The sequence below is a fragment of the Clostridium tanneri genome, assembly GCF_033659955.1.
GTDB lineage: Bacteria > Bacillota > Clostridia > Clostridiales > Clostridiaceae > Clostridium_AM > Clostridium_AM tanneri.
Genome location: NZ_JARUJP010000018.1, coordinates 1 through 23,928 on the forward strand (window position 1 = coordinate 1; position 23,928 = coordinate 23,928).

23 protein-coding genes are annotated in these 23,928 nt (G+C 32.1%); 9 read left to right on the plus strand and 14 right to left on the minus strand.

Annotated features, from left to right (window positions below; genetic code table 11):
- Nucleotides 1-12 precede the first annotated feature (12 nt).
- Nucleotides 13-2,007 (minus strand): methyl-accepting chemotaxis protein, encoded by a 1,995-nt coding sequence (locus P8V03_RS14080; protein WP_318798646.1) that lies wholly within the window; start codon nucleotides 2,005-2,007, stop codon nucleotides 13-15.
- Between the two features lie 244 nt (nucleotides 2,008-2,251).
- Between P8V03_RS14080 and amrA the strand changes: the two genes are divergently transcribed.
- The 3 genes from amrA (at nucleotide 2,252) to safA (ending at nucleotide 5,417) form a co-directional block, all read left to right on the plus strand.
- A complete protein-coding gene (gene amrA, locus P8V03_RS14085; RefSeq protein WP_318798648.1) occupies nucleotides 2,252-3,655 on the plus strand; it encodes an AmmeMemoRadiSam system protein A in 1,404 nt (467 codons plus the stop codon).
- Nucleotides 3,656-3,691: 36 nt separating this feature from the next.
- Entirely contained in the window at nucleotides 3,692-4,672 is a 981-nt protein-coding gene (gene amrS / locus P8V03_RS14090) for an AmmeMemoRadiSam system radical SAM enzyme (protein WP_318798649.1), read from the plus strand.
- 127 nt (nucleotides 4,673-4,799) lie between these two features.
- The gene (safA, locus tag P8V03_RS14095) at nucleotides 4,800-5,417 is read left to right on the plus strand and encodes a SafA/ExsA family spore coat assembly protein (RefSeq protein WP_396125114.1); all 618 of its coding nucleotides are present in this window, start codon (nucleotides 4,800-4,802) and stop codon (nucleotides 5,415-5,417) included.
- A gap of 105 nt (nucleotides 5,418-5,522) precedes the next feature.
- Here the strand turns inward: safA and P8V03_RS14100 are convergent, their stop codons facing one another.
- From P8V03_RS14100 to P8V03_RS14115, 4 genes are all read right to left on the minus strand, one after another.
- Nucleotides 5,523-6,794 carry an L-cysteine desulfidase family protein gene (locus tag P8V03_RS14100; protein WP_318798651.1) on the minus strand — a complete coding sequence of 424 codons (1,272 nt, stop codon included), beginning with the start codon at nucleotides 6,792-6,794 and terminating at the stop codon, nucleotides 5,523-5,525.
- 349 nt (nucleotides 6,795-7,143) lie between these two features.
- On the minus strand, nucleotides 7,144-8,910 hold the full coding sequence (locus P8V03_RS14105; protein WP_318798652.1) for a sigma-54-dependent Fis family transcriptional regulator: 1,767 nt from the start codon (nucleotides 8,908-8,910) through the stop codon (nucleotides 7,144-7,146).
- A gap of 386 nt (nucleotides 8,911-9,296) precedes the next feature.
- Complete coding sequence (locus tag P8V03_RS14110; RefSeq protein WP_318798653.1) at nucleotides 9,297-10,103, minus strand: amino acid ABC transporter substrate-binding protein; 807 nt, start codon at nucleotides 10,101-10,103, stop codon at nucleotides 9,297-9,299.
- Nucleotides 10,104-10,292: 189 nt separating this feature from the next.
- Nucleotides 10,293-10,553, minus strand: a complete 261-nt coding sequence (locus P8V03_RS14115) for a hypothetical protein (protein WP_261671817.1) — start codon at nucleotides 10,551-10,553, stop codon at nucleotides 10,293-10,295.
- Between the two features lie 224 nt (nucleotides 10,554-10,777).
- Between P8V03_RS14115 and P8V03_RS14120 the strand changes: the two genes are divergently transcribed.
- Nucleotides 10,778-11,464: a DUF554 domain-containing protein gene (locus P8V03_RS14120; RefSeq protein ID WP_318798654.1), complete on the plus strand. Its 687-nt coding sequence runs from the start codon at nucleotides 10,778-10,780 to the stop codon at nucleotides 11,462-11,464.
- A 96-nt stretch (nucleotides 11,465-11,560) separates the two neighbouring features.
- Here P8V03_RS14120 and P8V03_RS14125 read toward each other — a convergent pair whose 3' ends face one another.
- The gene (locus P8V03_RS14125; RefSeq protein WP_318798655.1) at nucleotides 11,561-12,226 is read right to left on the minus strand and encodes a glycine zipper family protein; all 666 of its coding nucleotides are present in this window, start codon (nucleotides 12,224-12,226) and stop codon (nucleotides 11,561-11,563) included.
- Between the two features lie 220 nt (nucleotides 12,227-12,446).
- Here P8V03_RS14125 and P8V03_RS14130 point away from each other — a divergent pair, with 220 nt between their 5' ends.
- A complete protein-coding gene (locus tag P8V03_RS14130; protein ID WP_261671820.1) occupies nucleotides 12,447-13,292 on the plus strand; it encodes a DegV family protein in 846 nt (281 codons plus the stop codon).
- Nucleotides 13,293-13,633: 341 nt separating this feature from the next.
- Nucleotides 13,634-14,647, plus strand: coding sequence for an AI-2E family transporter (locus P8V03_RS14135; RefSeq protein ID WP_318798657.1), 1,014 nt, complete (start codon nucleotides 13,634-13,636; stop codon nucleotides 14,645-14,647).
- Nucleotides 14,648-14,784: 137 nt separating this feature from the next.
- Here the strand turns inward: P8V03_RS14135 and P8V03_RS14140 are convergent, their stop codons facing one another.
- The 6 genes from P8V03_RS14140 to P8V03_RS14165 form a co-directional block, all read right to left on the minus strand.
- Nucleotides 14,785-15,831, minus strand: a complete 1,047-nt coding sequence (locus tag P8V03_RS14140; protein WP_318798658.1) for an HD-GYP domain-containing protein — start codon at nucleotides 15,829-15,831, stop codon at nucleotides 14,785-14,787.
- A gap of 293 nt (nucleotides 15,832-16,124) precedes the next feature.
- On the minus strand, nucleotides 16,125-16,556 hold the full coding sequence (locus tag P8V03_RS14145; protein WP_261671823.1) for an MOSC domain-containing protein: 432 nt from the start codon (nucleotides 16,554-16,556) through the stop codon (nucleotides 16,125-16,127).
- Nucleotides 16,557-16,602: 46 nt separating this feature from the next.
- A complete protein-coding gene (gene moaC, locus P8V03_RS14150) occupies nucleotides 16,603-17,085 on the minus strand; it encodes a cyclic pyranopterin monophosphate synthase MoaC (protein WP_261671824.1) in 483 nt (160 codons plus the stop codon).
- 2 nt (nucleotides 17,086-17,087) lie between these two features.
- Nucleotides 17,088-17,789 carry an energy-coupling factor ABC transporter ATP-binding protein gene (locus P8V03_RS14155; RefSeq protein ID WP_261671825.1) on the minus strand — a complete coding sequence of 234 codons (702 nt, stop codon included), beginning with the start codon at nucleotides 17,787-17,789 and terminating at the stop codon, nucleotides 17,088-17,090.
- Nucleotides 17,790-17,823: 34 nt separating this feature from the next.
- On the minus strand, nucleotides 17,824-18,492 hold the full coding sequence (locus P8V03_RS14160) for an ABC transporter permease (RefSeq protein ID WP_318798659.1): 669 nt from the start codon (nucleotides 18,490-18,492) through the stop codon (nucleotides 17,824-17,826).
- A 29-nt stretch (nucleotides 18,493-18,521) separates the two neighbouring features.
- The gene (locus P8V03_RS14165) at nucleotides 18,522-19,010 is read right to left on the minus strand and encodes a MogA/MoaB family molybdenum cofactor biosynthesis protein (protein WP_318798660.1); all 489 of its coding nucleotides are present in this window, start codon (nucleotides 19,008-19,010) and stop codon (nucleotides 18,522-18,524) included.
- Nucleotides 19,011-19,163: 153 nt separating this feature from the next.
- Here P8V03_RS14165 and P8V03_RS14170 point away from each other — a divergent pair, with 153 nt between their 5' ends.
- Nucleotides 19,164-20,291, plus strand: coding sequence for an aldo/keto reductase (locus tag P8V03_RS14170; RefSeq protein ID WP_318798661.1), 1,128 nt, complete (start codon nucleotides 19,164-19,166; stop codon nucleotides 20,289-20,291).
- A gap of 82 nt (nucleotides 20,292-20,373) precedes the next feature.
- Here the strand turns inward: P8V03_RS14170 and P8V03_RS14175 are convergent, their stop codons facing one another.
- Both P8V03_RS14175 and mntR read right to left on the minus strand, forming a co-directional pair.
- Nucleotides 20,374-20,643 (minus strand): hypothetical protein, encoded by a 270-nt coding sequence (locus P8V03_RS14175; RefSeq protein ID WP_318798662.1) that lies wholly within the window; start codon nucleotides 20,641-20,643, stop codon nucleotides 20,374-20,376.
- A gap of 178 nt (nucleotides 20,644-20,821) precedes the next feature.
- Nucleotides 20,822-21,301 carry a transcriptional regulator MntR gene (gene mntR / locus P8V03_RS14180; RefSeq protein WP_318798663.1) on the minus strand — a complete coding sequence of 160 codons (480 nt, stop codon included), beginning with the start codon at nucleotides 21,299-21,301 and terminating at the stop codon, nucleotides 20,822-20,824.
- A gap of 203 nt (nucleotides 21,302-21,504) precedes the next feature.
- Between mntR and P8V03_RS14185 the strand changes: the two genes are divergently transcribed.
- Both P8V03_RS14185 and P8V03_RS14190 read left to right on the plus strand, forming a co-directional pair.
- Nucleotides 21,505-22,785: an Nramp family divalent metal transporter gene (locus P8V03_RS14185; protein ID WP_318798664.1), complete on the plus strand. Its 1,281-nt coding sequence runs from the start codon at nucleotides 21,505-21,507 to the stop codon at nucleotides 22,783-22,785.
- A 213-nt stretch (nucleotides 22,786-22,998) separates the two neighbouring features.
- On the plus strand, nucleotides 22,999-23,871 hold the full coding sequence (locus P8V03_RS14190) for a fumarylacetoacetate hydrolase family protein (RefSeq protein ID WP_318798665.1): 873 nt from the start codon (nucleotides 22,999-23,001) through the stop codon (nucleotides 23,869-23,871).
- Nucleotides 23,872-23,928: the final 57 nt, after the last annotated feature.

Below are 23,928 nucleotides of genomic sequence, written 5' to 3' on the forward strand. Positions count from 1 at the left end.
TTTTAATTATACTTAAATCTTAAATTTACTAACTAAGGTATATAGCTTACCGGATAAATCCTCCAACTTTTCTGCAGCAGACACTATCTCTTGAAGACCTGCTGACTGCTCTTGAACAGATGCGTTAACCTCTTCTGTAACTGATGCAATTTCCTGAGATACTGAGGATACTTCCTCTATCTTTAGTGTAACAACTTCTTTAACCTTATTTATTTTATTTAAAGACGTACTAGTGCTTTCAACACTTAGTTCCAGTTTATCAATAGCTGCTGCAATGTTCTCAAAGGCTTTATTAGTGGTAACTACACTTTTTCCTGTAGTTTCCTCCAATACCATAGCATATTCATTCTTAGATATAAGTTCTTTAATGCTCTCCTTTATTTCGTTGACCATATTGCTTATTTGAAAAGCAGAAACTGCAGACTGTTCTGCAAGTTTTCTAACCTCATCAGCAACTACCGCAAAACCTTTACCAGAATCCCCTGCTCTTGCTGCCTCTATACTAGCATTTAAGGCTAGAAGATTGGTTTGTTCTGTTATTGCAGTTATAGTTTCTGTTATTTGCCCTATTTTATCAGACTTTTCTGCAAGCTCCTTAACTTTATTCGAAACTTCCATGCTAGACTTAGAGGTAAGAGAAAACTTTTCACTTAACTCCTTAACTACATATATACCCTTTGAAGTAGAATCTTTAAGTTCTTTGGATATTTCAACCATGTTTTCCGCTAAGGATAAGGAACCTTTTACCTCACACCCTAGGTCATTAACTACTTCCTCTCCTTCGCTCATTGCTCCTGCTTGTTTACCTGTGCCAGCTGCGATTTCTTCTACTACTTTAGCAATATCATCTCCTGCCATATTAGATTGATTGGACACATCCTTTAATAAAATAGAGGAACTCTTTATATTTTCTGCAACTCCATGAACATTGCTAATGATTTCAGTCATCTGTTTTTGCACAGCATTTACACTGCTTGTAATTCTCTCTATTTCATCTAAAGTAGTTTCTTCTGTAATACTTTCAGTGAAATCTCCATTTTTCATTTTATGTAGTATTTTTTCCACTTTACTTATAGCTTTTTCTATTTTTTTATAAAACATGTTTCCTAGTATCAGTGAAACCGCAATAGCTATAATACAAATTATTAAAATTATGTTTCTTCCCTTATTTACCTTACTTATTAATTCATCTTCAGGTATGAAGCCGGCGGCTATCCAACCAGTAGAAGTGTTCTTAGATGTATATATGAAGTGCTTTGTCCCATTAATCTCATCCTCATATATACTTTTTTTATTACTCACTATATTTTTTAGCCATGCTAAATCTTTTGGGCTTTTATATATTGTACTTTTATCCTTACTACCTATTACTATACCTTCCTTATCTACAAGAATAGCATATCCACTTTCACCTATCTTCTTTGAAGCTACTATATTAGATATTTCATCTAGTTTTATATCTATAGCAACTACCCCTGCTAATCCTCCTGTTTCTGGATCCTTAACTGCTTTGGCAAAAGTCACCATCATTCTTCCCTTTTCCAGTGAATCTTCATAAGGTTCAGTAACTATAACTTCCCCTATTTTATTTACAGCATCCTTATACCATGGTCTCTTTCTTGGATCATATCCCTCTGGCAATTCCTGCTTTGGAGCTATTAAAAACTTCCCTTCTACTGTTCCCATGTAGGCACCTGTTATTCCCTTATGGGATTTAACTAATCCATCCACAGAAGTTAAAAATCCTTCAGCATTCTCTGGGCTCTTCAGTATTGACTGTGCCTTAGGATCAATAGAGAGCATTTCTACAATTTGTACATTATTCTTGTATGTATTTTGTGCTGATGCTGTTATTTCACTTAAGCTGTCTCTAATTAAAATACCAAAATCATCTTTAAATATTTTAGTTTGAGATACATAAGTAAAAATTGCTGTTGCCAAAAGCGGTACTACTCCAGCTACACACAGCAATGTTATCAGAACCCTTTTCAAACTTTGTTTTCCCATAACAATTTAATCCCCCTTTTATATTTAATTATAAATAACTACAATATCCTGCCCTTATAATTATTATATTACATATAATCTATTATTTGTATAATTAATTGTGCAACTTGACACAATTTTAACTTTATTCAGACTACTATTTTGTAAATTTCCTTAATAAATACTTGTTTTCAATTTATTTTTGCATTAAATATAAATATAGTGAAAAACTTTATTTATATTTATATTTTTTGGAGGTTTTTTTATGGGAAAAATAATTGGACACTTTATAATGCCTCATCCTCCTATAGTAGTATCTGAAGTAGGAAAAGGTGAGGAAAACCAAGCTCTATCCACTGTAAATGCCTGTTCAAAAGTTGCCGATGAGATACAATCCTTAGAACCAGATACAATAATTGTTATTACTCCACACGGCCCCCTTTTTAGAGACGCCATAGCTATTACAGACGGAACTTATATATCTGGTAACTTCGGTAATTTCAATGCACCAGAAGTACAATTAGACTTAAATATAAATGCTCCTCTTTCTGAAAGTATAGTAACCTATGCTTACGGTATGGGGGTTCCTATAGTCTCCATTACTGAGGAAGCTGCAGATAACTTTGATATAGACTATGAACTTGATCACGGTGCCATGGTACCCCTATATTTTATAAATAAAAAATATACCAATTATAAATTAGTCCACATAACCTACGGACTTTTATCAGAAGTAGAACTATATAGATTTGGGATAGCCATAAAGGAGGCAGTGAATCTGTCAAATAATAAAACTGTCATTATAGCCTCCGGTGATTTATCTCATAAAGTTACAGAAGCTGCACCTTATGGCTATAGTCCTCATGGCAAAGAATTTGATGAAAAAGTTATGAAGCACCTGGAAAATGGCGATGTGCTTAGCATATTTAAAATGGATAAAAATATGATTGAATGTGCCGGAGAGTGTGGATTAAGATCCTTTCATATTTTGTTAGGTACCATGGACAGATACAAAATTAGAGGTGAACTCTTGTCCTACGAGGCACCTTTTGGAATTGGATATGGAGTAATGAGATTTGACACATCAGAAGGTGATAGAGAAGACTTACTGCAAAAAATTTCTGAGATTAGAAAGGAATCTTTGAAAAAAATAAGAGATAACGAGGATGAATACGTGAGACTTGCACGAGAAACCTTGGAGCACTACGTAAAAACCGATAATCTTATAAATATACCACCTTATGTTACAAAGGAAATGTTAAAAGAGGAAAGAGGGGTTTTTGTTTCACTAAAAAAAGATGGAGAGCTAAGAGGCTGTATAGGTACTATTTTTCCTGCCTATGATAATATAGCTGAAGAGATAATCCATAACGCAGTAGAAGCTGGCCAAAGGGACCCTAGATTTAATCCTGTTGAAGAGGAAGAATTAGAGGATATTATTTATTCTGTAGATGTTCTAATGCCTGCTGAAAAGGCATCAAGAGAAACCTTAGACTCTAAGAAATATGGTGTAATTGTAAGAAGCGGAAGTAGAAGTGGGCTGCTTTTACCAGACTTAAGTGGAGTTGATACTGTAGATGAGCAGATTGAAATCGCACTGAGAAAGGCAGAAATTAGAGAAGATGAACCCTACAGTATTGAAAGATTTGAAGTTGTAAGACATAGTTAATATAATCTTTTATATTCTATAAGGAGATTTATAAAAATGAAGGAAGCGCTTTTTTATACAAAGGACCAATACGGGAAAATTTTATGCGAACTTTGTCCTCAGCGGTGTCATATTAAGGAAGGTGGTATAGGTTTTTGTGGAGCTAGAAAGGTGGAAGAAGGCACTTTATACAGTTTAAACTACGGTAATATAAGCTCTATTTCACTAGATCCTATAGAAAAAAAGCCTCTTTACCACTTTAAACCTGGAAGCTTCATACTATCGGTAGGAAGTTTCGGTTGCAATTTCAGGTGCGGTTTTTGCCAAAACCATTCTATATCTCAAGTTAAACCAGACACACAATACGTAGAGCCTGAGGAGCTAATTACTTTTGCTTTAAAACAAAAGGACAATATAGGAATAGCTTTTACTTATAACGAACCTTCTATTTGGTATGAATATATTTATGATATCTGCAAAAGGTCAGCTAATGAAAACTTAGATATGGTATTAGTAAGCAATGGATATATTAGTGAAAAACCCTTAGATAGTTTGTTACCATATATAAAGGCAGCAAATATTGATTTAAAAGCCTTTAATAATAAATTTTATAGGAGTATCTGTGCAGGAGATATGAAACCAGTCCTAAATAACATAGAAAGGATCCATAGTAAATGTCATTTAGAATTAACTACCCTGTTGGTAGAAGGTTATAATGATTCTGAAGAGGAGGTAAGAGATTTATGTAAATGGATATCTAATTTAAATCCTAATATTCCACTACATTTATCAAGATATTTTCCTTCCTACAAGTTTGACGCTCCTGCTACTTCCATAGAAAAAATCACTTTTTGCAGAGATATAGCTAAGGAATACCTAAGCTTTGTTTATATTGGAAATGTTCCCGGAATGGATAGAAATACTTACTGTCCAAAATGTAGTAAACTATTAGTTAAGCGTGATAATTTTACTTCGCAAGTATATTTAGAAGACAATAACTGTAAAAACTGTGGTTTTAATCTTAACATAATAATATAGTTTTTAAGTTAATCACTATTAATTTTGAAAAAATATGCAACTTTTTAACGATTATTGTATTTATTACACTATATACTTAACATAAAACTAGTCCTATTTTCACAGAATAATAACTGAGGTGATTACATTGAATAAAAAAACTATTTTAGCAAGTACATTTTTATCCTTAATGTTGGTTAGCAGTAAAGTTCATGCACAGGCTACAGTTCATACGGTGGTTCCCGGCGACAGTATGTGGAAAATAGCTGTAAAATACGAGGTAGGTCTTAGCGAAATTATTGCTGCAAACCCTCAAATAAGCAATGCATCAGTAATTTATCCAGGACAAAAAATTAATATTCCAAACGTGGATGCTAAAACTACTGAAAGTAAAGTTATGCAGTTAGTTAACGCGGAAAGAGCAAGAGCTGGCCTACAACCTCTTAAAGCTAACTGGGAACTTTCTAGAGTTGCCAGATATAAATCCCAGGATATGATAAATAAAGGCTACTTCTCCCATACTTCCCCAACTTATGGTTCTCCTTTTAAAATGATGGAATCCTTTGGCATAAGATTCTCATCTGCTGGTGAAAACATAGCTATGGGTCAAAGAACTCCTGAGGAGGTTATGAACTCTTGGATGAATTCTCCTGGACATAGGGCTAATATTTTAAGTCCGTCCTATAGCCAAATTGGAGTTGGAGTTGCTAAGGATGCTCAAGGAAGATTGTACTGGACTCAAATGTTCATAAAACCACTTTATTAGAAATAAAACTTGGGAAGATATAATATAGATAGGAAAAGCACTATGAATATATCTAAATTCATAGTGCTTATTTTAGTATAAAAATTTAAATTTTTAATATAAATACTACTTGCAACCTTCCATCATTACATCTAAAATTATGTCATCTGTATTTGACATTCCCTCATTAGACACTCTTCCTAAGTTTTGTATGGTTTTTTCCACTGACTGGTCTAAAATACCATCTCCACTAGGAATAAAAATATTCTTATTTGCCATTTTAGCTGCATCTAAAGCTGCATTTACAGATATAGCAAGCTTGTAAGAGCATCCAATCTTTGCTCCATCACATATCATTCCACTAATTCCAGCAATCATATTTTTGATAGCTCCTTTAATTTGCTTAAGATCGCCTCCTAGAAGATAGGATAAACCAGCACTTGCACCTACCCCAGCTGCAACTCCGCATCCGCATACTGGAGATAATGCTCCCGTATAGCTTTTTATATATATAGTAACTAAATGGCTTAAAGTTACACTTCTAACTATTTTCTCTTCGTCAACTTTTAATCCTTCACCAATAATTGCAATTGGTAGTACAGCAACCAAGCCATGATTTCCACTGCCTGCACTACTCATTACCGGTAATGGATGTCCAGACATTCTAGCTTCTGATGCAGCAGAGGTTATCGCTTTTGCATATTGCTCTATATCTTCTTTTTCATCTTTAAGCATATTGCCAAGTCCAATACCTAAGTTATATTTTATATCATCCTCCGCCATCCTCTTATTCATAACTATGCCTTCTTTTATAAATTCAATTTCACTATAATCAATAGTATCAACAAAATCCTTTAAGTCAGCAATAGTAAATTCTTTAATTCTTTCTCTTAATGAAGGCTTTGCTTTCTCTTCCTCTTCTTCTTGAGAAGAAATGCATTGTCCATTTTTCTCTAGAAGAACTATATTTAAGTGAGATTTTTTAATTACCACTCTTGAGCTATTGTTCTTACCTTTAGCTTCTACTTCAATATATAATCCATCTACATCCTTTTTCAAGGCTAAGTCAATTAGGTTTCTATCTATAAGTTTTAATGCTTCTGCTAGACTTTCATTTGTTACTTCTCTCAAAACCTCTAACTTATACTCTGACTTTCCAACAACTAATGCTAAAGCTGCTGCAACTACGATTCCTTTCTCCTTTGTTCCAGGTATTCCTACTTCCTTACCATTTTTTAAAATGTTACGATCAACATAGATTTTTAGTTTTTCAACATCTTCTCCTAATAATTCTTTAGCTTTAGCTGTAGCATATGCAACAGCAGTTGGCTCAGTGCAGCCAAGTGCTGGAACTACCTGATCTTTAAGAATACTAATTAATAGCTCATTATTTTTCATAGGTCTATCCCTCCCATATTTATCTACAATTAATACTAGCAATTATCATGCCAACTCCCTTTAAATAGTTAAAATATCTTATGCTATTTATTTATTTTTTTAAAATAGCTAATAATTAGCAGCAAATCTTTATTTATAAGTACATTAATTTACTCTCTTGTATAAAATAAAGGTCTAAATATGAAAAAAATAGAAATATACAACACAAAAAGCACAGATAAAAAAGTTATTTTTATTCTGTGCTTTACAAAATTCTCAAAAATGATAATAAATTTATATATTAAATTTAAAATGAGACAGTATCAATGTTACTAAAAGCCTTTCTTTTCTCAAAAATAATAATTAATTATCATTTTTGAGAATCAGCTTCCTCTAGTTTTCGATATAGTGTAGCTGTACTAATTTTTAGCTTTTTAGCTATTAATTTTTTTCCTTCAGTATCAGAACCATAATGTTCTAGTAGTTTATTTATAATACTTTTTTCATACTCTGCTGTCATTTCTTTTAAACTTTTAACTTCACTAACAATACCCTTATCACCACTTATTCTCTTGCTTATAGTGTCTAAGCTAATTAGATCTCCCTTTTCAAAATTAATAGCATATTCTATAAGATTTTGTAATTCACGGACGTTACCAGGCCAAGAATATTTAAGCAGCGCTTCTTTAGCACTGTCTGTAAAGCCTTTTATATCCTTAATATATATCTTATTATACCTATTCAAGAAATGAGTGGAAAGTTTCAAAATATCGGAGCCTCTTTCCTTTAAGGATGGAATATTAATTGGTATCACATTTAATCTGTAAAACAAATCCTCCCTAAATTCTCCTCTTTCTACCATTTTATAAAGATTTTTATTAGTGGCAGCAATAATTCTAGGATTAACCTTAATAGTATTTAAGCCACCAACCCTCATGATTTCCTTTTCCTCAAGGACTCTAAGTAATTTTACCTGCATGTGTAAAGGTAAGTCACCTATTTCGTCTAGAAACACAGTACCATCTTTTGCTATCTCAAACTTGCCCATTTTACCATTGCTATTAGCTCCTGTAAAAGCTCCTTTTTCATAACCAAAGAGTTCACTTTCCACCAAACTTTCAGGTATGGCTCCACAGTTTATAGCCATAAATATTTCATTTTTTCTATTACTTTCAAAGTGTATAGCTCTTGCAAAAAGTTCCTTCCCTGTACCGCTTTCACCTAAAAGAAGAACAGGTACATTTTGTCTAGATACTTCTTTTACCTGTTCTTTAACCTGTGAAAATATAAGGCTGTCTCCTATTATATTATCAAAGGTAAAAATAGAATGTTTCTCACTTATATTAAATACTGATCTCTGTAATTTATTAAAGTCTTTAAAGGTTATTACCGCACCAGAAAATTCATCATTAAGAGCTATTGCTTTTATGGACAAAAGAAAATCCTGTCTTTGGTTTTCTATATTTATAGTCACCTGTTCTTCTTCTATAGAGTAGTTTGTCTTTATAAATTTAGTTATTAATTTATCTGGAAGCAGATTACTTATATTCTCTCCAACTATATGAAAATTCTTAAGCTTAAACTTTTCTTTAATAGCTTTATTTAAACTTAGTATGTTATTGTCTTTATCGATTATTATTATACCTTCATTTACAGAGTCAATAACTGTTAGCAGTTCCTTAGACTTATACTCCAATTTAGTATTAATATTCTTTTCGCTAATTCGTGAAGAAATTAATTCACTCATTCTTTTGTCGAAATCCTTATAACTATCCTGTTTCTCTAAAAAAGCTTCCCTTTGACTTTCATCAAAAATTATCATTCCTATTACGCCTTCCACTTTTTTATCTATAATAATAGGAAAACATAACTCTGCCTTTTCATCACATATATCTATAGCATCACATATTATACACTCCTTGCAAGCCCTTGGATTTTCAATAAAATAGGGTTGACCTGTTAATACACACTTTTCAAAAACTGAGTTTTTAGGACCATAAACCCCAACTTTCTCCTTAAACCTGCCAGTACCAGCTATTCTTAATAAATCCTTGTCCATAATAGTAATGTCAATACCAATGACAGCATTTACCGTTTCAGCGATTTCCTGAAGCTCATCCTTTACCTGATGTATCATGGAACGTCCCCTTTCTATACTGTTTATCAATTTACTCATTTATTATTTAGTATATCATTTATTTATAATAAAATCATTTATACAGGGGAGAATTTTCAAAAGGATATAGTAAAACTTTTGGGTGCACTAAAAACAGGTATGTAGGTAGAGGTATACTGCGTAGAAAGCTTCGAGTGAGGGTTAGAAGGTCTTATGCTGGTGATTTTGAAAATGTTAACTCAAACTTAGCTTTGGAAGAAAGCATTGAGTTTGAGTTCATTTTCAAGGTTGAGCCAGCATTAGACTTTCTTCCTGAAATAAGGGCTTTCAAGTAGTATACCTCTATCGGTCACACCGGTATTCAGTGCACCCAAATTTTTATGTCTCATCATACTTAATATGTGTATTTATTGGCTGTATATATCGTATCCAAACCACTTAATAGAAAGCTTAGTAAGAGTTCCATCTGCTTTTAATTCATTAAATGCCTTGTCGATTGCTTCTTTTAATTCTTTATCTTCTTTCTTTAAACCTATTCCTTGAGGTTCTTTAGTTAATCTTTCATTTAATATTTTATACCCACCACCGTCTTTTTTCATGTAATAGCCTCCAACTTGAGAGTCAACTACTATTGCTTCAACTCTTCCTATAGATAAGTCATGGAAGGCTTCTGTTATTTTATCATATCTTTTTACCTCTTTAGTTCCTTCAAGCTTAGCTGCTGCCTGTTCCCCTGTAGATCCTAGCTGACATCCAATTATTTTTCCTTTTAAGTCTTCCTTAGTATTTATACTGCTAGTATCCTTTTTAGTAACAATTATCTGACCGCCATCAATATAAGGAACTGAGAACTCTATCTCCTGTTTTCTAGCATCGGTAATACTTAATGCAGAAACTATTGCATTAAACTTTCCTGATTTAAGAGCTAAAATTATTCCATTAAAATCTGTAGTTACAAATTCTGCTTTAACTCCCAATTTTTTAGCTAGCTCATTAGAAAAATCTATATCAAAACCAACTAAATTGTTTTTTTCATCTCTATACTCCATCGGTGGATATGAGTCGTCAAGTCCTATAGTTATTTTACCACTGTCTTTAATAGCCTGAAGTGAATTTACGTTTTTAGAACTAGTTGTCTCGGTACTTTTACCGCAACCTGCAAAAACAGATACAGTCATTACTGCTGTTAAAATTAATGCTGATATTTTTTTCATTTTATTTTCCCCCTCATCATTTACTTGTTTATAATTATACAACTAAAATTATAATTATGCAATATATTAATAAAAAATTTTATGAAAAAAGGAACTAGCTTCTTCGCTAGCTCCTTCCCATATTGGAACATTATGTATGGTTAATATAATTCTATCTATTAGATTATTTTTTCAAAACTATTTACAACACTATATTTCCTTAGGAATAACTGCCACGTTATAATTCATAGATAAATCCTTTAATAGAGGTCTTTCTTTGGTTATGCTTTGAACCTCTTCTAAATTCTTAGCAGTAAATATTACTGTTCCGCCTCTCCTATTGTATACTCCTCCACCAATCAAGTATCTGCTGGATTTAATATTGCCATTATTTACTCTTGTCCTACATATAGCTTCTTCTCTTTCTGCTGTTTTATAATTTATTCTTACAAAAATATTATAATTATCCACTTATACCTACCCCCATAAGTTTCTTTGGGTAAAATCTATATTTTGATTATACCGAACATAGGTTCTATTGTCAACTAAAAGTTATTAACCCTTCCCTCTATGTTTATTATTATGCAGTGAAAAATATGCATAATAAGTTAAATTATATTATGAAAGATTGTATTTATTTGATAAAATATAACTAATTAATTTTTTTATAGTTGATTATAGGAGGGGGAACTAATATGTTAGGAACTATAGCAAACTTTTCTGCTATAATAATTGGAAGTATAATAGGCATACTATTCAAAAATGGTATACCAGAAAAAATTAGCAACACTATAATGCAGGGGTTAGGTTTATGTGTAATATTTATCGGTGTAACCGGTGCCATTAAAGGAAATAACATCCTTTTAATAATAATCTCTATAGTTGTAGGTGGATTTATTGGAGAACTAGTTGACTTAGATAATATGATTCAGAAGCTTGGAGATAAAATTGAGAACAAATTCAAAGGAAAAGGAGTGAAGGTTTCTGAAGGTTTTGTAACTGCCAGTTTACTTTTTTGTGTAGGTTCCATGGCTATAGTCGGTGCTCTTGAAAGTGGATTAGAGGGAAATCACAAGATACTCTATGCTAAATCAATGCTCGATGGTGTATCTTCTATTATTTTTGCTTCTTCCCTAGGAATTGGAGTAATATTTTCATCAATTTCTGTTTTAATATATCAAGGTGCTATTACTATTGCTGCTTCTCTATTAAAGGGTGTCTTAATACAGTCTGTTGTAAATGAAATGACCGCAATTGGAAGTATTTTAATTATAGGTATAGGCTTTAATATTCTTAATATGACAAAAATAAAAGCAGCTAATCTGCTGCCAGCAGTTTTTATACCGATTATTTATCAAGTGCTAATTAATATTATAAAATGATATCTTATCATAGATAGTTGCCAGTGAAGTTACCTTGTTTTATTTTTTACTGACAACTGTCTATTAATAAGGAAAATAAACTTTAATAAAATATATCTATAACACTACTTGCTGAAATAAATCATCAATCTTGTCTATGTATTCTAAAAAAATGCTTTCAACTTGGGCCTTTCTTCCATGAACTATCTTGTCAAAATAATCTCTATTTATTCTTTTATTAACTTGTCTATCCTTTTTTATAACCTTTTCCAAGTTATTATTATCTTTTCCTACAGTTACTTCATAAACTGCCACCCCTGCTGCTGCCCCTATTATTCCTATAACTATAGCATCAAGTATATTCTTTTTCACAATGGCCCCACCAGCAGCTCCAATTATAACTCCCAGTATAACCATAACTGTCTTTGACTTACTATTCCTATTCTCCTCTTTACTGTCTATAGGTATATTCTCTTCTGTTATATACATTTTATTTTCCTCTACTTTTATAGGAGGAATATAAAGATTCTCCATTCTATTTTCAATTTCTACAGCATTTTTAATTGAATCCTCTGAATTAATTTTATCTGTTAACTCTCCTTTTATATTCTCTATAAGTTTAAATCCTAATGCCTTTTTATAATCTGTTATATTGTCATACTCTTCTTCTAAGATCTCATTTATTTCTTTAATTGTAGTGCACTGCTTCAAGTCTGCATTTAGATTTTCATATAACTTGTCTGTAAACACCTGTAATTCCCTTTTAATAATAGTAAAATCCATACTCCACACCCCTTCTTACTGAAACAAAATTACTTATATCTATAGTTTTTATGATATCATTTTATTTAGTTAAAATAAACATATTTTGGATTTTACAAATAGTACTTATTTTAGTTATCTAGGCTTAGTATTCTTTGTGCATATCAATATTGACATATATCAGTATTGATAATAACCTATTACATGAGATATAATATATTTGTAAGTAAGGAGGTATATAATGGTTAAAGTTGCGTTAGTTACAGATAGTACATCTGATTTAGAAAAAAGTATAATAGATAAGTATGACATAAAGGTACTTCCTCTGAGAATCGTATACAAAGATAGAGAGTATATAGACAGAGTAACTATAACTCCAAAAGAGGTTTACAATAGTTTAGATAAGGAAATTCCTCATACTTCTCTGCCTTCTATGGAGGACATTGAAAATCTTTTTCAAGAGTTAGAAAAGGAAGAATACACTCATGTTATTTGTGTGCCTATCTCTTCCGGCTTGTCTGGTACTTATAATACAATAAAACTTGTAAGTGAAAATCATCCAAAGTTAACTACTACCGTATTCGACTCAAAGGCTCTTACCCTTGGTACTGGAGCTATTATAATAAAATGTGCTGAGTTATTGCATCAAGGAAAAAGCTATGAGGAAATTGTAGAGTTGCTTCCAAAAATTAGAGATAGCATCTCAGTTTTCTATGTAGTAGATACGCTAAAATATCTTATTAAAGGTGGTAGGATAGGGAAAGTTTCTGGTACAGTAGGTGAGTTATTAAATATCAAACCTATAATATCCATAGATTCCGACGGCGTATACTATACTTATACAAAGGTTAGAGGAAAGAAAAAAGCACTAAATAAGTTATCAGAGATAGCAGAAGAAATTTTGTTAAAAACTAAAAGCAGAGTATGGGTTATGCACGGAGCAGCAGAAGAGGAAGGAACCAAAATTTATGAATTCTTTTCTAAGAATCCAAATGTAACCTACTTAGGCTTCGGAGACATAAGTCCTGTAGCTGGTGTTCATACCGGTCCTGGACTTATTGGAATAGTAGTAATGCATGAAATATAGGGTTTCTAATGAAACCCTATATTTATTTAGCAAAATTTAGCTATTAAATTCACATATGGTAAAAACTAGCATTAAATTATATTACATTGGGTATAATTATAATCTATATACTAACATAAAATAACATTTACATTTTAATACACTGAAAATTCAAGGATTCTATTTTATCCATAGCTTATAAACAGGAAATGTCTAAAATACTCCGCAGAAATTTTGAACTTTTAGTTAATATACGTTTTTTTGTCAAATAGTACTTGAAAAGTTGTGTTCATAGTTTTTATAATAAATTGTACGTTGCGTAATTACAGCAAAATTTTCTAGCAAACTTAAGGAGAAGTTTTATGAGTTTTTTAAAAGATTTTTTTTCCAGGGAATCCACTAAAAGAGTTTTGTTTTTTATCGTCATTATTTTGTGCTTTTATGCTGCTAAATCATTAATTGATCTATTTTTATTGACATTCTTACTTACTTTTCTTATGAACAGTCTTCATGGCTTAGTTGTAAGACAGTTAAAAAAGATAACAGTAGTAAAAGAAAAGCTTATCACAGTGGTTCTATATGCACTTTTATTTGCCTCTATAGTTTTATTAATAGTTAAGTATATACCGGTGCTTGTAACTCAAAGTAGATTTATAATAAACCAAGCTGCAGACTTTGATTTCTCCGCAGATCCAGACACTGATGTAATACAAAGATACCTAATGGCTATGTTCCAACAAATTGATTTACAGAGTTACTTAAAGTCAGGTTTTAATTTTACTGTTCAATTAGCCACAGATATAGGAAAATGGAGCATAAATCTTTTTATTGCTATTATGCTAAGCTTATTTTTTATGTTGGAGAAGAAAAAGATACTAAACTTTTTGGAAAAGTTTAAAACTAGTAAAATATCCGGAGTATACAAATACTTCGCATACTTTGGTCATAATTTTTTAAATTCTTTTGGAAAGGTAATTCAGGCTCAAATTGTTATAGCTTTTGTAAATACCATTATATCCGTAGTAATGCTTTATATTCTTAAATTCCCTCAGTTAATTACTTTAGGATTTATGATATTCATACTGAGCCTGATTCCGGTAGCAGGAGTGATAGTTTCACTTATCCCCCTTACACTAATTGCATTCAAAATTGGCGGTCTTACTAAAGTTTTTTATGTTTTAGTGTTAGTTGCGGTGATTCATGCCTTTGAAAGTTACGTATTGAATCCAAAGCTTATGTCTGCAAAGGTTGAGCTTCCTATATTCTTTACCTTTGTAATACTTATAGCATCAGAACATTTTATGGGAGTTTGGGGACTTTTAATAGGTATTCCTTTAGTTATGTTTATCCTGGATCTATTAGAGGTAAAAATCTAAGGGTAAAACATAAAGCAATACTAAATACTTTTTAAAAATAACTTTAACACTGAACGATAATTATTTGTATAAAAAGAGCATCCCGCAGCATTCTAACAGCGGGATGCTCTTTTATTTATTAAAAAAGAAAAAATCTTTTAGCTATTTTCTACAGCAATAATAGTAATATTTTTTAAATTGGTATCGTAAGTCAAATCGTAGATCTTGTTATTTTCCAAATTTCTCACCTTTGGACGTGTAGAACAATGCTCATTATTTTCAATTACTATAACCTTTTCTCCATTGCTAAGCCTTAATATTGAACCTAAAGGATAGGGTGCAACCCTTCTAAGGAATACTTTAACTAGTTTCGGATCAAAAATTAGTCCGTTATTTGCCATTATATATTCAATAGCATCAGAGGGAATATAAGCTTTTTTATCGGCCTTTTCACTAATAAGATTATCGTAAGCATCGCAAAGACATATTATTCTTCCAAACTGGGATATATCTTCTCCCTTTTTCCCATCAGGGTATCCTTTACCATCAAAACGCTCATGGTGTTGAAGGATTCCCACGTAGGTAGTTACTGGTATATTATAATGCTGTTTTATATATCTATATCCTTTTTCTGCGTGACTGTGTATTAAAGTTTCCTCTTCTTTGGTAAGTTGTTCTTCTTTATTCAGTAAACTTATAGGTATAAATACCTTTCCAATATCGTGAAGAAGTGCAGATGCTACTAATTTTTCAATCTTTCTATTATCAAGATGCATAGCAATACCGATAACAGAAGACAACACTGCCACGTTTACAGAATGACTGTATATATAATCATCAAAGGTTTTAATGTCTACCATATTTATCATTATACTCTTGTTATTTACTATTTCTAAAATTATACTTTTAGCCAAGTATTCGACAGTGTTTAAAGTTTTAGCAATATCTCCTGGCTGATTATATAGATTTTTCATTGATTTTACTGCATGAATTCTTAGTTCATCTGATATTACATTTTTAACTATTATATCATGGGATACTGTATCCTCAATATATACCCCATTAACACCTACCTTCACAAGTCCCTGTATATATTCGTTATTTAATATTACATCCTTTGCAAGCAGCACAATTCCATCACTGGAGTAGATATTCCTTCCAAGCTTCATTCCCTCGTGCAAGCAAAAAGTAGGAACATAACGCATAATGTCACTTCCCTCCTTTATTGATAACTATGTTACTATTTATGCATTTAAAATTATTCTTGAAGTAATCCTTATTGCAAAAAATCGCCAGCCAAAACACTTCAATTATTTATACTATAAGTATATTATCGTAAAATACATACTTTCCTTTATTTTAATTAAACCAAATTTTAAATTAAAAAGCATTTATCTATAAAGAATCTGAAATGTACTTTACCTTTTTAGATTTAATACTTAAACACTAAAAAGACGGCTACATCAAAATTGTTTATAAATAAATGCTTATATAAAAGTTATTCTATGACAATTTCATCCTCTGGCTTGATCCAACCACCCTGTAGTACCTTAGCAAATATACCTTCTCTAGGCATAATACAGTCTCCTACTTGACTGCGGATTGCACAGCCCTGATGACACTCTTTTCCTATTTGTGTTACCTCCATTAGTACTTCCCCAACTTTAAACTTAGTTCCAACAGGAAGCTCATATAATATAATCCCCTCCGTTGTTAGGTTTTCTGCAAATTTTCCACTGCAAAGCCCTTCTACACCTTTAGCCTTCATCTTATCTATACTCTCCTGAGCAAGAAGACTAACTTGTCTATGCCACTCGCCAGAGTGGGCATCTCCTTCTAATCCATGATTTTCCCTAAAATACCCCTTCTCAATTGGATGTTTTATTACTCCTTTTTTCTCACTAATGTTAACTGCTAAAACTCTAGCCATATTAACCCTCCATTTCTTTTATATAGATAGTATCTAATTTTGGAGATTATCTGTCTACATTCCTTTGAAAGTCTCCAGATTTCCCCCCACTTTTCTTTACTAACATGATATTTGATATAGTCATTTCTCTATCTACAGCCTTGCACATATCGTAGATAGTAAGGGCTGCTACGGACACTGCTGTTAGCGCCTCCATTTCTATTCCTGTTTTCCCTACAGTTTTGGTTTTTGCTTCTATATCTATCTTCAAGCCTTCTAAATCTATTTTAAAGGCAATATCACAGCCTGAAATATTTATTGGGTGGCACATAGGAATAATATTTGGTGTACTCTTAGCACCCATTATACCTCCCACCTGAGCCACAGAAAGAACATCTCCTTTTTTAATGGTTCCTTCCATAATTCTCTCAATTGTTTCTCTTTTCATGTGTATAGATCCTATGGCTACTGCTTCTCTTTCCGTGTCCTCTTTTTTACTAACATCTACCATCTTGGCTCTTCCTTGTTCATTTATATGAGTAAATTCCAATACTAATTCCCCCTATTCAACACCGTTTTTACCAGTGGATGTTCTGGATTCTTAAAGACTTTGGTTTTACTGCCGCTTTCAATTACTTTTCCTTTATCCATAAATATTACATAATCTGCAATTCTTTCAGCTTGATACATATCGTGAGTGACCATGATTACAGTTCTATTATTCGACGTCATATCTTTGATTAGCTTTTCAGCCTCTAAAGTACTTTCCACATCCATTGCAGCAGTAGGCTCATCTAAAATCGAAAGTTCTGTTTCTAAAACAGCTGCTCTTATTATAGCAGTTTTTGCAGCTTCTCCTCCAGATATGTTTCTTACATTTTTGGAAAATAGTTTATCAATGTGAAAATAATTCATATATTTCTTCACTCTAAAGTGAATATCCTCTTTATTTATCTTTCTATACTTTAAGCCGCTTATTATATTTTCAAGCACAGTGCTGTTAAACAAATAAGGACTTTGAGTCACTATTGAAATATTTTTCCTTATACTATTTATTCTTGACTCCCCATTATAAAGAATACTTCCTCTGTCTAAGGTATTAATACCAGCAATACAGTTTAATAGCGTACTTTTTCCACTGCCATTAAGACCTAGTACTACATACACTTTTCCGCCTAAAAAGCTTAATTCATCTATACCTAAAACTTTTCTTCCATCATATTCTTTAAACGCTCCCTTTATATGAACCTGCATTTTACCCTCCAAAGCTAAAATAAAGAATTTTTTACTATCTCGCTTCCTGAAATCTATGCAAAAAATAATTTACAATAAATGAAACAGCTAGTAGTATAATTCCTATAGTTATAGATTCTTGAAAATTACCTTTTCCAGTTTCCAGTGCTATATAAGTAGTCATAACCCTAGTCTCACCCTGAATATTGCCCCCAACCATCATTACTGCACCTACCTCTGATATAGCTCGTCCAAATCCTGCAGTAATGGAGGAAAGCATTTGAGTCTTAGTTTCCTTTATTATAGTTATATAGGTATCCCTTTTGCCTGCACCTAAAGAAATGCAGGTAGCCTGAATTTCCCCAACATTTTTCGATAATGATGTTACAGCAATTCCAAATATTATAGGCAGCACTAAAAGGGTCTGTGATATTATCATTGCCAAAGGTGTAAATAGAAGCTCTAGATTACCTAGAGGACCTTCTTTTGATAACATTAAGTAAACTATCAATCCCATAAGTACTGGCGGCAGGCTCATCAATGTATTGGTTATTCTAAGAATCACCTTTTTGCCTCTAAAATTCTTTAATGCTGTTGGAACCGCACATATTAATGCAACGATAGCTGCTATAAAGGTTGATGATACAGATACTAATAAAGACATCCAAACTACCTTTAATATGTCTTTATGTTGTGAAAGGAAACCTATTGCGTCATTAATCATTTATTCTTCTCTCATCTAGATTTTATTAACTATCTAGCACACTCTGATGCTTTTCCAGTCAATATATCTATACCATGAGGTAGTGCTGGTAGAATTACTCTTAGATTTTCCACTGCTCCTTTTGGGCTTCCCGGAAGGTTAACAATTAGAGTTTCATTTCTAATTCCAGAAACAGCCCTTGAAAGCATAGCTTTAGGAGTTACCTTTAAGGACTCATTTCTCATTGCCTCTCCAATTCCTGGAACATATTTTTTTATTACCTTCATAGTAGCCTCTGGTGTTACATCTCTCATAGAAAAACCTGTACCGCCATTGGTTAAAATCAAGTTTACTTTTAATTCATCACAAAGGTAAATTAGCTCCTCCACTATTTTATCTAAATCATCTGGTATAATTTTATAATACTCTACACAATATACATCTTTATCCAGTTCATTTTTTAATGCTGGTCCTGTACCATCTTCTCTTTCACCTTTGGATCCTTTGTCACTTATAGTTAAAATTGCTGTTTTGATCATTTTTATCCCCCATTTCTCAAAATCACATTTATCCTATATACCATTATATACCACAAGAATAGCAATTACTAGAATGTTTAAGGCATAACGGATTTATTATTAATAATTTTTAGTATATAATGTAATAGAAAAATATACAAGGGAGGTTTCTTTATGCAATATAGGAAATTTGGTAGTTGCAATATTAAGCCATCAGCACTAGGTTTTGGGTGTATGAGACTGCCTGTGTTAGAAGAAGATAATTCAAATATTAATGAACCTGAAGCTATCAAACTTATAAGACATGCTATTGATAAAGGACTAACATATATAGACACCGCCTATCCTTATCATGGTGGAAATAGCGAGCTTATAGTAGGCAAAGCTCTAAAAGATGGCTATAGAGAAAAAGTCCAGCTTGCTACTAAAATGCCTGTTTGGTTAGTGGAGAAATATGAGGATTTTGACAAGTATCTAGATGAACAACTTTCAAAACTTCAGACAGATTTCATAGATTTTTATCTGCTTCATGCTTTGGATAAATCACGTATTGATAAAATGAAGAAATTAGGAGTTTTTAATTTTTTAGACAAGGCCCTAAAGGATGGCAGAATAAAACATGTAGGTTTTTCTTTTCACGATAAGTTAGATGTGTTTAAGCATATCCTAGACTTATACTCTTGGGACTTCTGTCAAATACAATATAATTTTTTAGATGAAGCCTATCAAGCTGGAAAAGAAGGACTTCTATGTGCTGCTTCTAAAGGTCTTGCTGTAGTTATAATGGAGCCTCTAAGAGGAGGAACCTTAGCTAAAAAACCGCCACAGGAAGTTGAAGAATTTTTAAAGGATTCACCTATAAATAAAAGTGCTGTAGACTGGGCTTTGAGTTGGATTTGGAATCACCCAGAAGTTTCTGTAGTGTTAAGCGGTATGAACTCTATTGAGCAAATAGATGAGAATATAAAAATAGCTGAAAAGTCACTTCCAAATTCCTTTACTGAAAAAGAAGTTGAAATTATGGACAAAGTGAAGAAGAAATTTAAGGAGCTTATGAAGGTAGGCTGTACAGGTTGTGAATACTGTATGCCTTGCCCTGCTGGAGTAAATATCCCTAGAAATTTCGCTTTATACAACCAAGCCTTTATGTATGACGATTTAGAAGGCTGTAAAAAAATATATGGAGTGATGCCTGAGCAAGCCAAAGCTTCTTGCTGCATTTCCTGTGGAAAATGTGAAGATGTCTGTCCTCAGCACTTGGAAATTAGAAAGCTACTTAAGGATGTAGCTGTAACTCTTTAATAGGGTCTTAAAAATTAAACTTGCCTTATTACAACTAATAAGGCAAGTCAGATAAGGATATGTTTTTCAATTAAGTTTAACTCTATTTTAGCTCTTCATAATCTACATCTACTATTTTCTTATCACTTAAGTCAAAGAATTCTTTCTCCACATTCACATAATCTACTGTCTTTTCTTTTTTATTTATTTTTCTATTTTTCCAACTTTTAAAGTACTTAATACCTTTAGCTCCTCCCCATATTGCTATACCAGCCACAACAAGCAGTGGAATAATTCTTATAAGGACAAATATAGCTAATATTCCAAAAACTATCTTAAATGCTCCTGAAAAATTCTTATTTACAAAATCCATAATTTAAACCTCTTTTCCTTAAATATGTTTATGTAATTATTATATCATAAAACCAAATTAAATGGTATTAAATATCACCTTAAGGAGTATTAATAAATTGTAAACTTTAAAAGGAGCTTTTATTTTTCATAAAAATAAAATGCAACACAAAGTATATCTATGTGTTACATCTTATTGTCTACTGTTCATCTTTTCTTTTCTCTTTTCTGAATAAATCGAAATCGCTTATTACTTCAGGATTCTCCTGTATAAAGCTAATAAAATCCTCTAAATACTCCACAGTTTCGTTGCTTATAGTATGTTCCAATTTTTCCGTTTGCTCTAGAATTCCGTCTGATATTCCAAGCACCTTGAAAAAACCTTCAATGATGTTATGTCTTTTTAATAAGTATTTACCCATACTTTTCCCATCTTCCGTAAGAATTATTATGCCATATTTCTCGTACTTTACAAACTTTAATTCAGCTAATTTTTGAACCATCTTTGTTGCAGATGGTGGTTGAACATTTAGAGACTTAGCTAAATCATGTATACGAGTAAAGCCTATCTGTTCCGAAAGCCTGTAGATCATTTCCAAATAATCCTCCATAGATGCCGTTAAAGTGTCATATTCTTTTTTCATATACTCACTAAAAGTAAAAAAATCTTCATCAGCCATAGAATCACCTGCCTTATGGAATTACATGCAACTTATACCCTACATCAATTATATGAAATAAATATTAAAAGTAGAACTTATTAATCACTTTTTTTCAGTATTATTCATATTGTAAATTAGGAAAGTTAGTATAGGCTAAAAATGTTACTTAGCATTAATGATTTTAAAATAAACTAAGATAATATAAATCAGGAGGAACTATTATGTATCCAGAAACAGAGTTTAAAGATTTAACACTAACTAAATCTAAATATAGATGGGACTTGACAACTAAAGTTAAAGGAGTTCTTAAGTATTTAGGCCCTGCTTTTATAGTCAGTGTTGCATATGTAGATCCTGGAAACTTTGCTACCAATATAACCGGCGGATCCGTATTTAATTATAATTTAATTTGGGTAATATTATGGAGTAACCTGATGGCAATTTTTCTCCAAACTCTTTCCGCTAAGCTAGGCATTGCTACTGGCTTCAATCTATCTCAAATGTGCGGAAAAATATTTTCAAAAAAAGTTAACTGGTTTTTATGGACAATAGCTTGTATTACAGCTATGGCTACAACCTTAGCAGAATTTTTAGGAGCTTCTTTAGGCCTATATCTTCTCTTTAGAATACCACTTACTTATGCCGGCGTTATTACTGTAATATTAACTTTTATTATAGTTAACCTTCAAAAATATGGACAGAGAGCTGTGGAACTTGTAATCACTGTATTAGTGTCAGTAATATGTATCGCCTATGGTTTTGAAGTTATTTTGGCAGATCCAAAGTGGACATCTGTAGCTCTTCATGCTCTAGTCCCTTCACTTCCAAATAGCAATGCTCTTTATGTAGCAGTGGGAATGCTAGGAGCCACAGTTATGCCTCATGTAATCTATCTTCATTCCGCGTTAGTCCAATCTAGGAATAAAAATTCCACAAAAGAAGAAAAAGCAAGACACTTGAAAATGGAAAAAATAGATATAACTATAGCTATGAATATAGCTTTTCTAGTAAACTCTGCTATGGTAATCGTATCCGCTGCAGTTTTCTTTAGTCAAGGAATTGCTGTAGATTCAATAGAGCAAGCCCATAAATCCCTACAACCCCTCCTTGGAAGTTTATCTAGTGGTGCCTTTGGCATTGCTCTGCTGGCTTCTGGGCTATCCTCTTCTGCGGTAGGTGCTATGGCTGGAGAAAGTCTTATGGATGGCTTTGTTAACTTGAAAATCAATACTAACCTAAAGAGAATAATAACAATGGCTCCTGGTATGATTATAATATTACTTGGGGTAAACCCAATGAAGGCCTTAGTTTCAAGTCAAGTTATTTTAAGCTTTGCACTTCCGGCAGCAGTTATTCCTCTTATGATTATAAGCAGTAAAAAAGATATTATGGGAGAAATGGTAAACAGACCTTCTACTAAGGTTATAGGTTGGATTATAACTTCTATAATAATCTCTTTAAATTTAGTACTATTATTCCTTACCTTCACCGGTAAAAATTAAAAATGAAAATACATCAAAAAGTCCACTAGTAAAAATCTGGTGGACTTTAAAATTTGGGAATAGGTTCTGTTTCTTTATACTTGTTTTAACAGTTATTTAGCACTTGTAGTAATTAATTCCACAATTTTGAAACTTATCACTTTAAAATTCATTTGATATGTTATAATTAATATGTTAAAATATTTTAAATTTTTGTTATAAGGGGGAGATTCTATGCGTTTTGCTACTTTTGTTTACCAAGATTGTGAACAAATAGGCATTATTTTAGATGGGGAAAATTCAATTTTATGTTTAAAGGAATTATTTCCTGGTTTATCAATGATGGAGCTTATAGCTAATTTTAATAGTGAAATAGAAAATAAAATTAATACTATGAAAAGTAAGTTACAAAGAATATCACTAGACAGTATTATTTTAGAGTCGCCTATTCCAAATCCTCCAAGGGGAATTATATGCCTTGGTAAAAACTATAAGGATCATGTAAAAGAAGTTGCTAAGGCAGTAGAAAAAGAAGGAGATATTCCTGAGTTTCCCATATACTTTTCCAAGCTTGTAGATAGATGTGTTGGACATAATTCAAATATACCGTCTCACAAGGGCTTAACGGAGAAGCTAGACTATGAAGTAGAACTGGCAATTATAATCGGTAAAGAAGGTAAGAATATACCTATGGATAAAGTAGAAGATTATATATTTGGGTACACCATTTTAAACGATATTTCTGTAAGAGATTCTCAATGGAAACATAGTCAATGGTTTAAAGGAAAGAGTTTTAATGGGACATGCCCTATGGGACCTTGGATAGTTTCCAAAGATGAACTAAGGCTTCCTTTAGAGTTAGATATCAAATGCTTTGTTAATGGTGAGTTAAGGCAAAATTCTAATACAAGAGAATTTATCTTCGATATACCATACATAATAAGCGACTTTTCAAAAGGTATAACCTTAAAACCTGGCGATGTAATCGCCACAGGAACTCCAGCTGGCGTAGGCATGGGATTTACTCCTCCTAAATATATAAATTCTGGAGATCAGGTCCACTGCTATATTGAAGGCATAGGCTCCTTAAAAAATGAAGTACTTTAACCTTTATACTAGAAGAATATCTAGTTAACATTTTTTTAGATTGTACCAGGAGGTAAT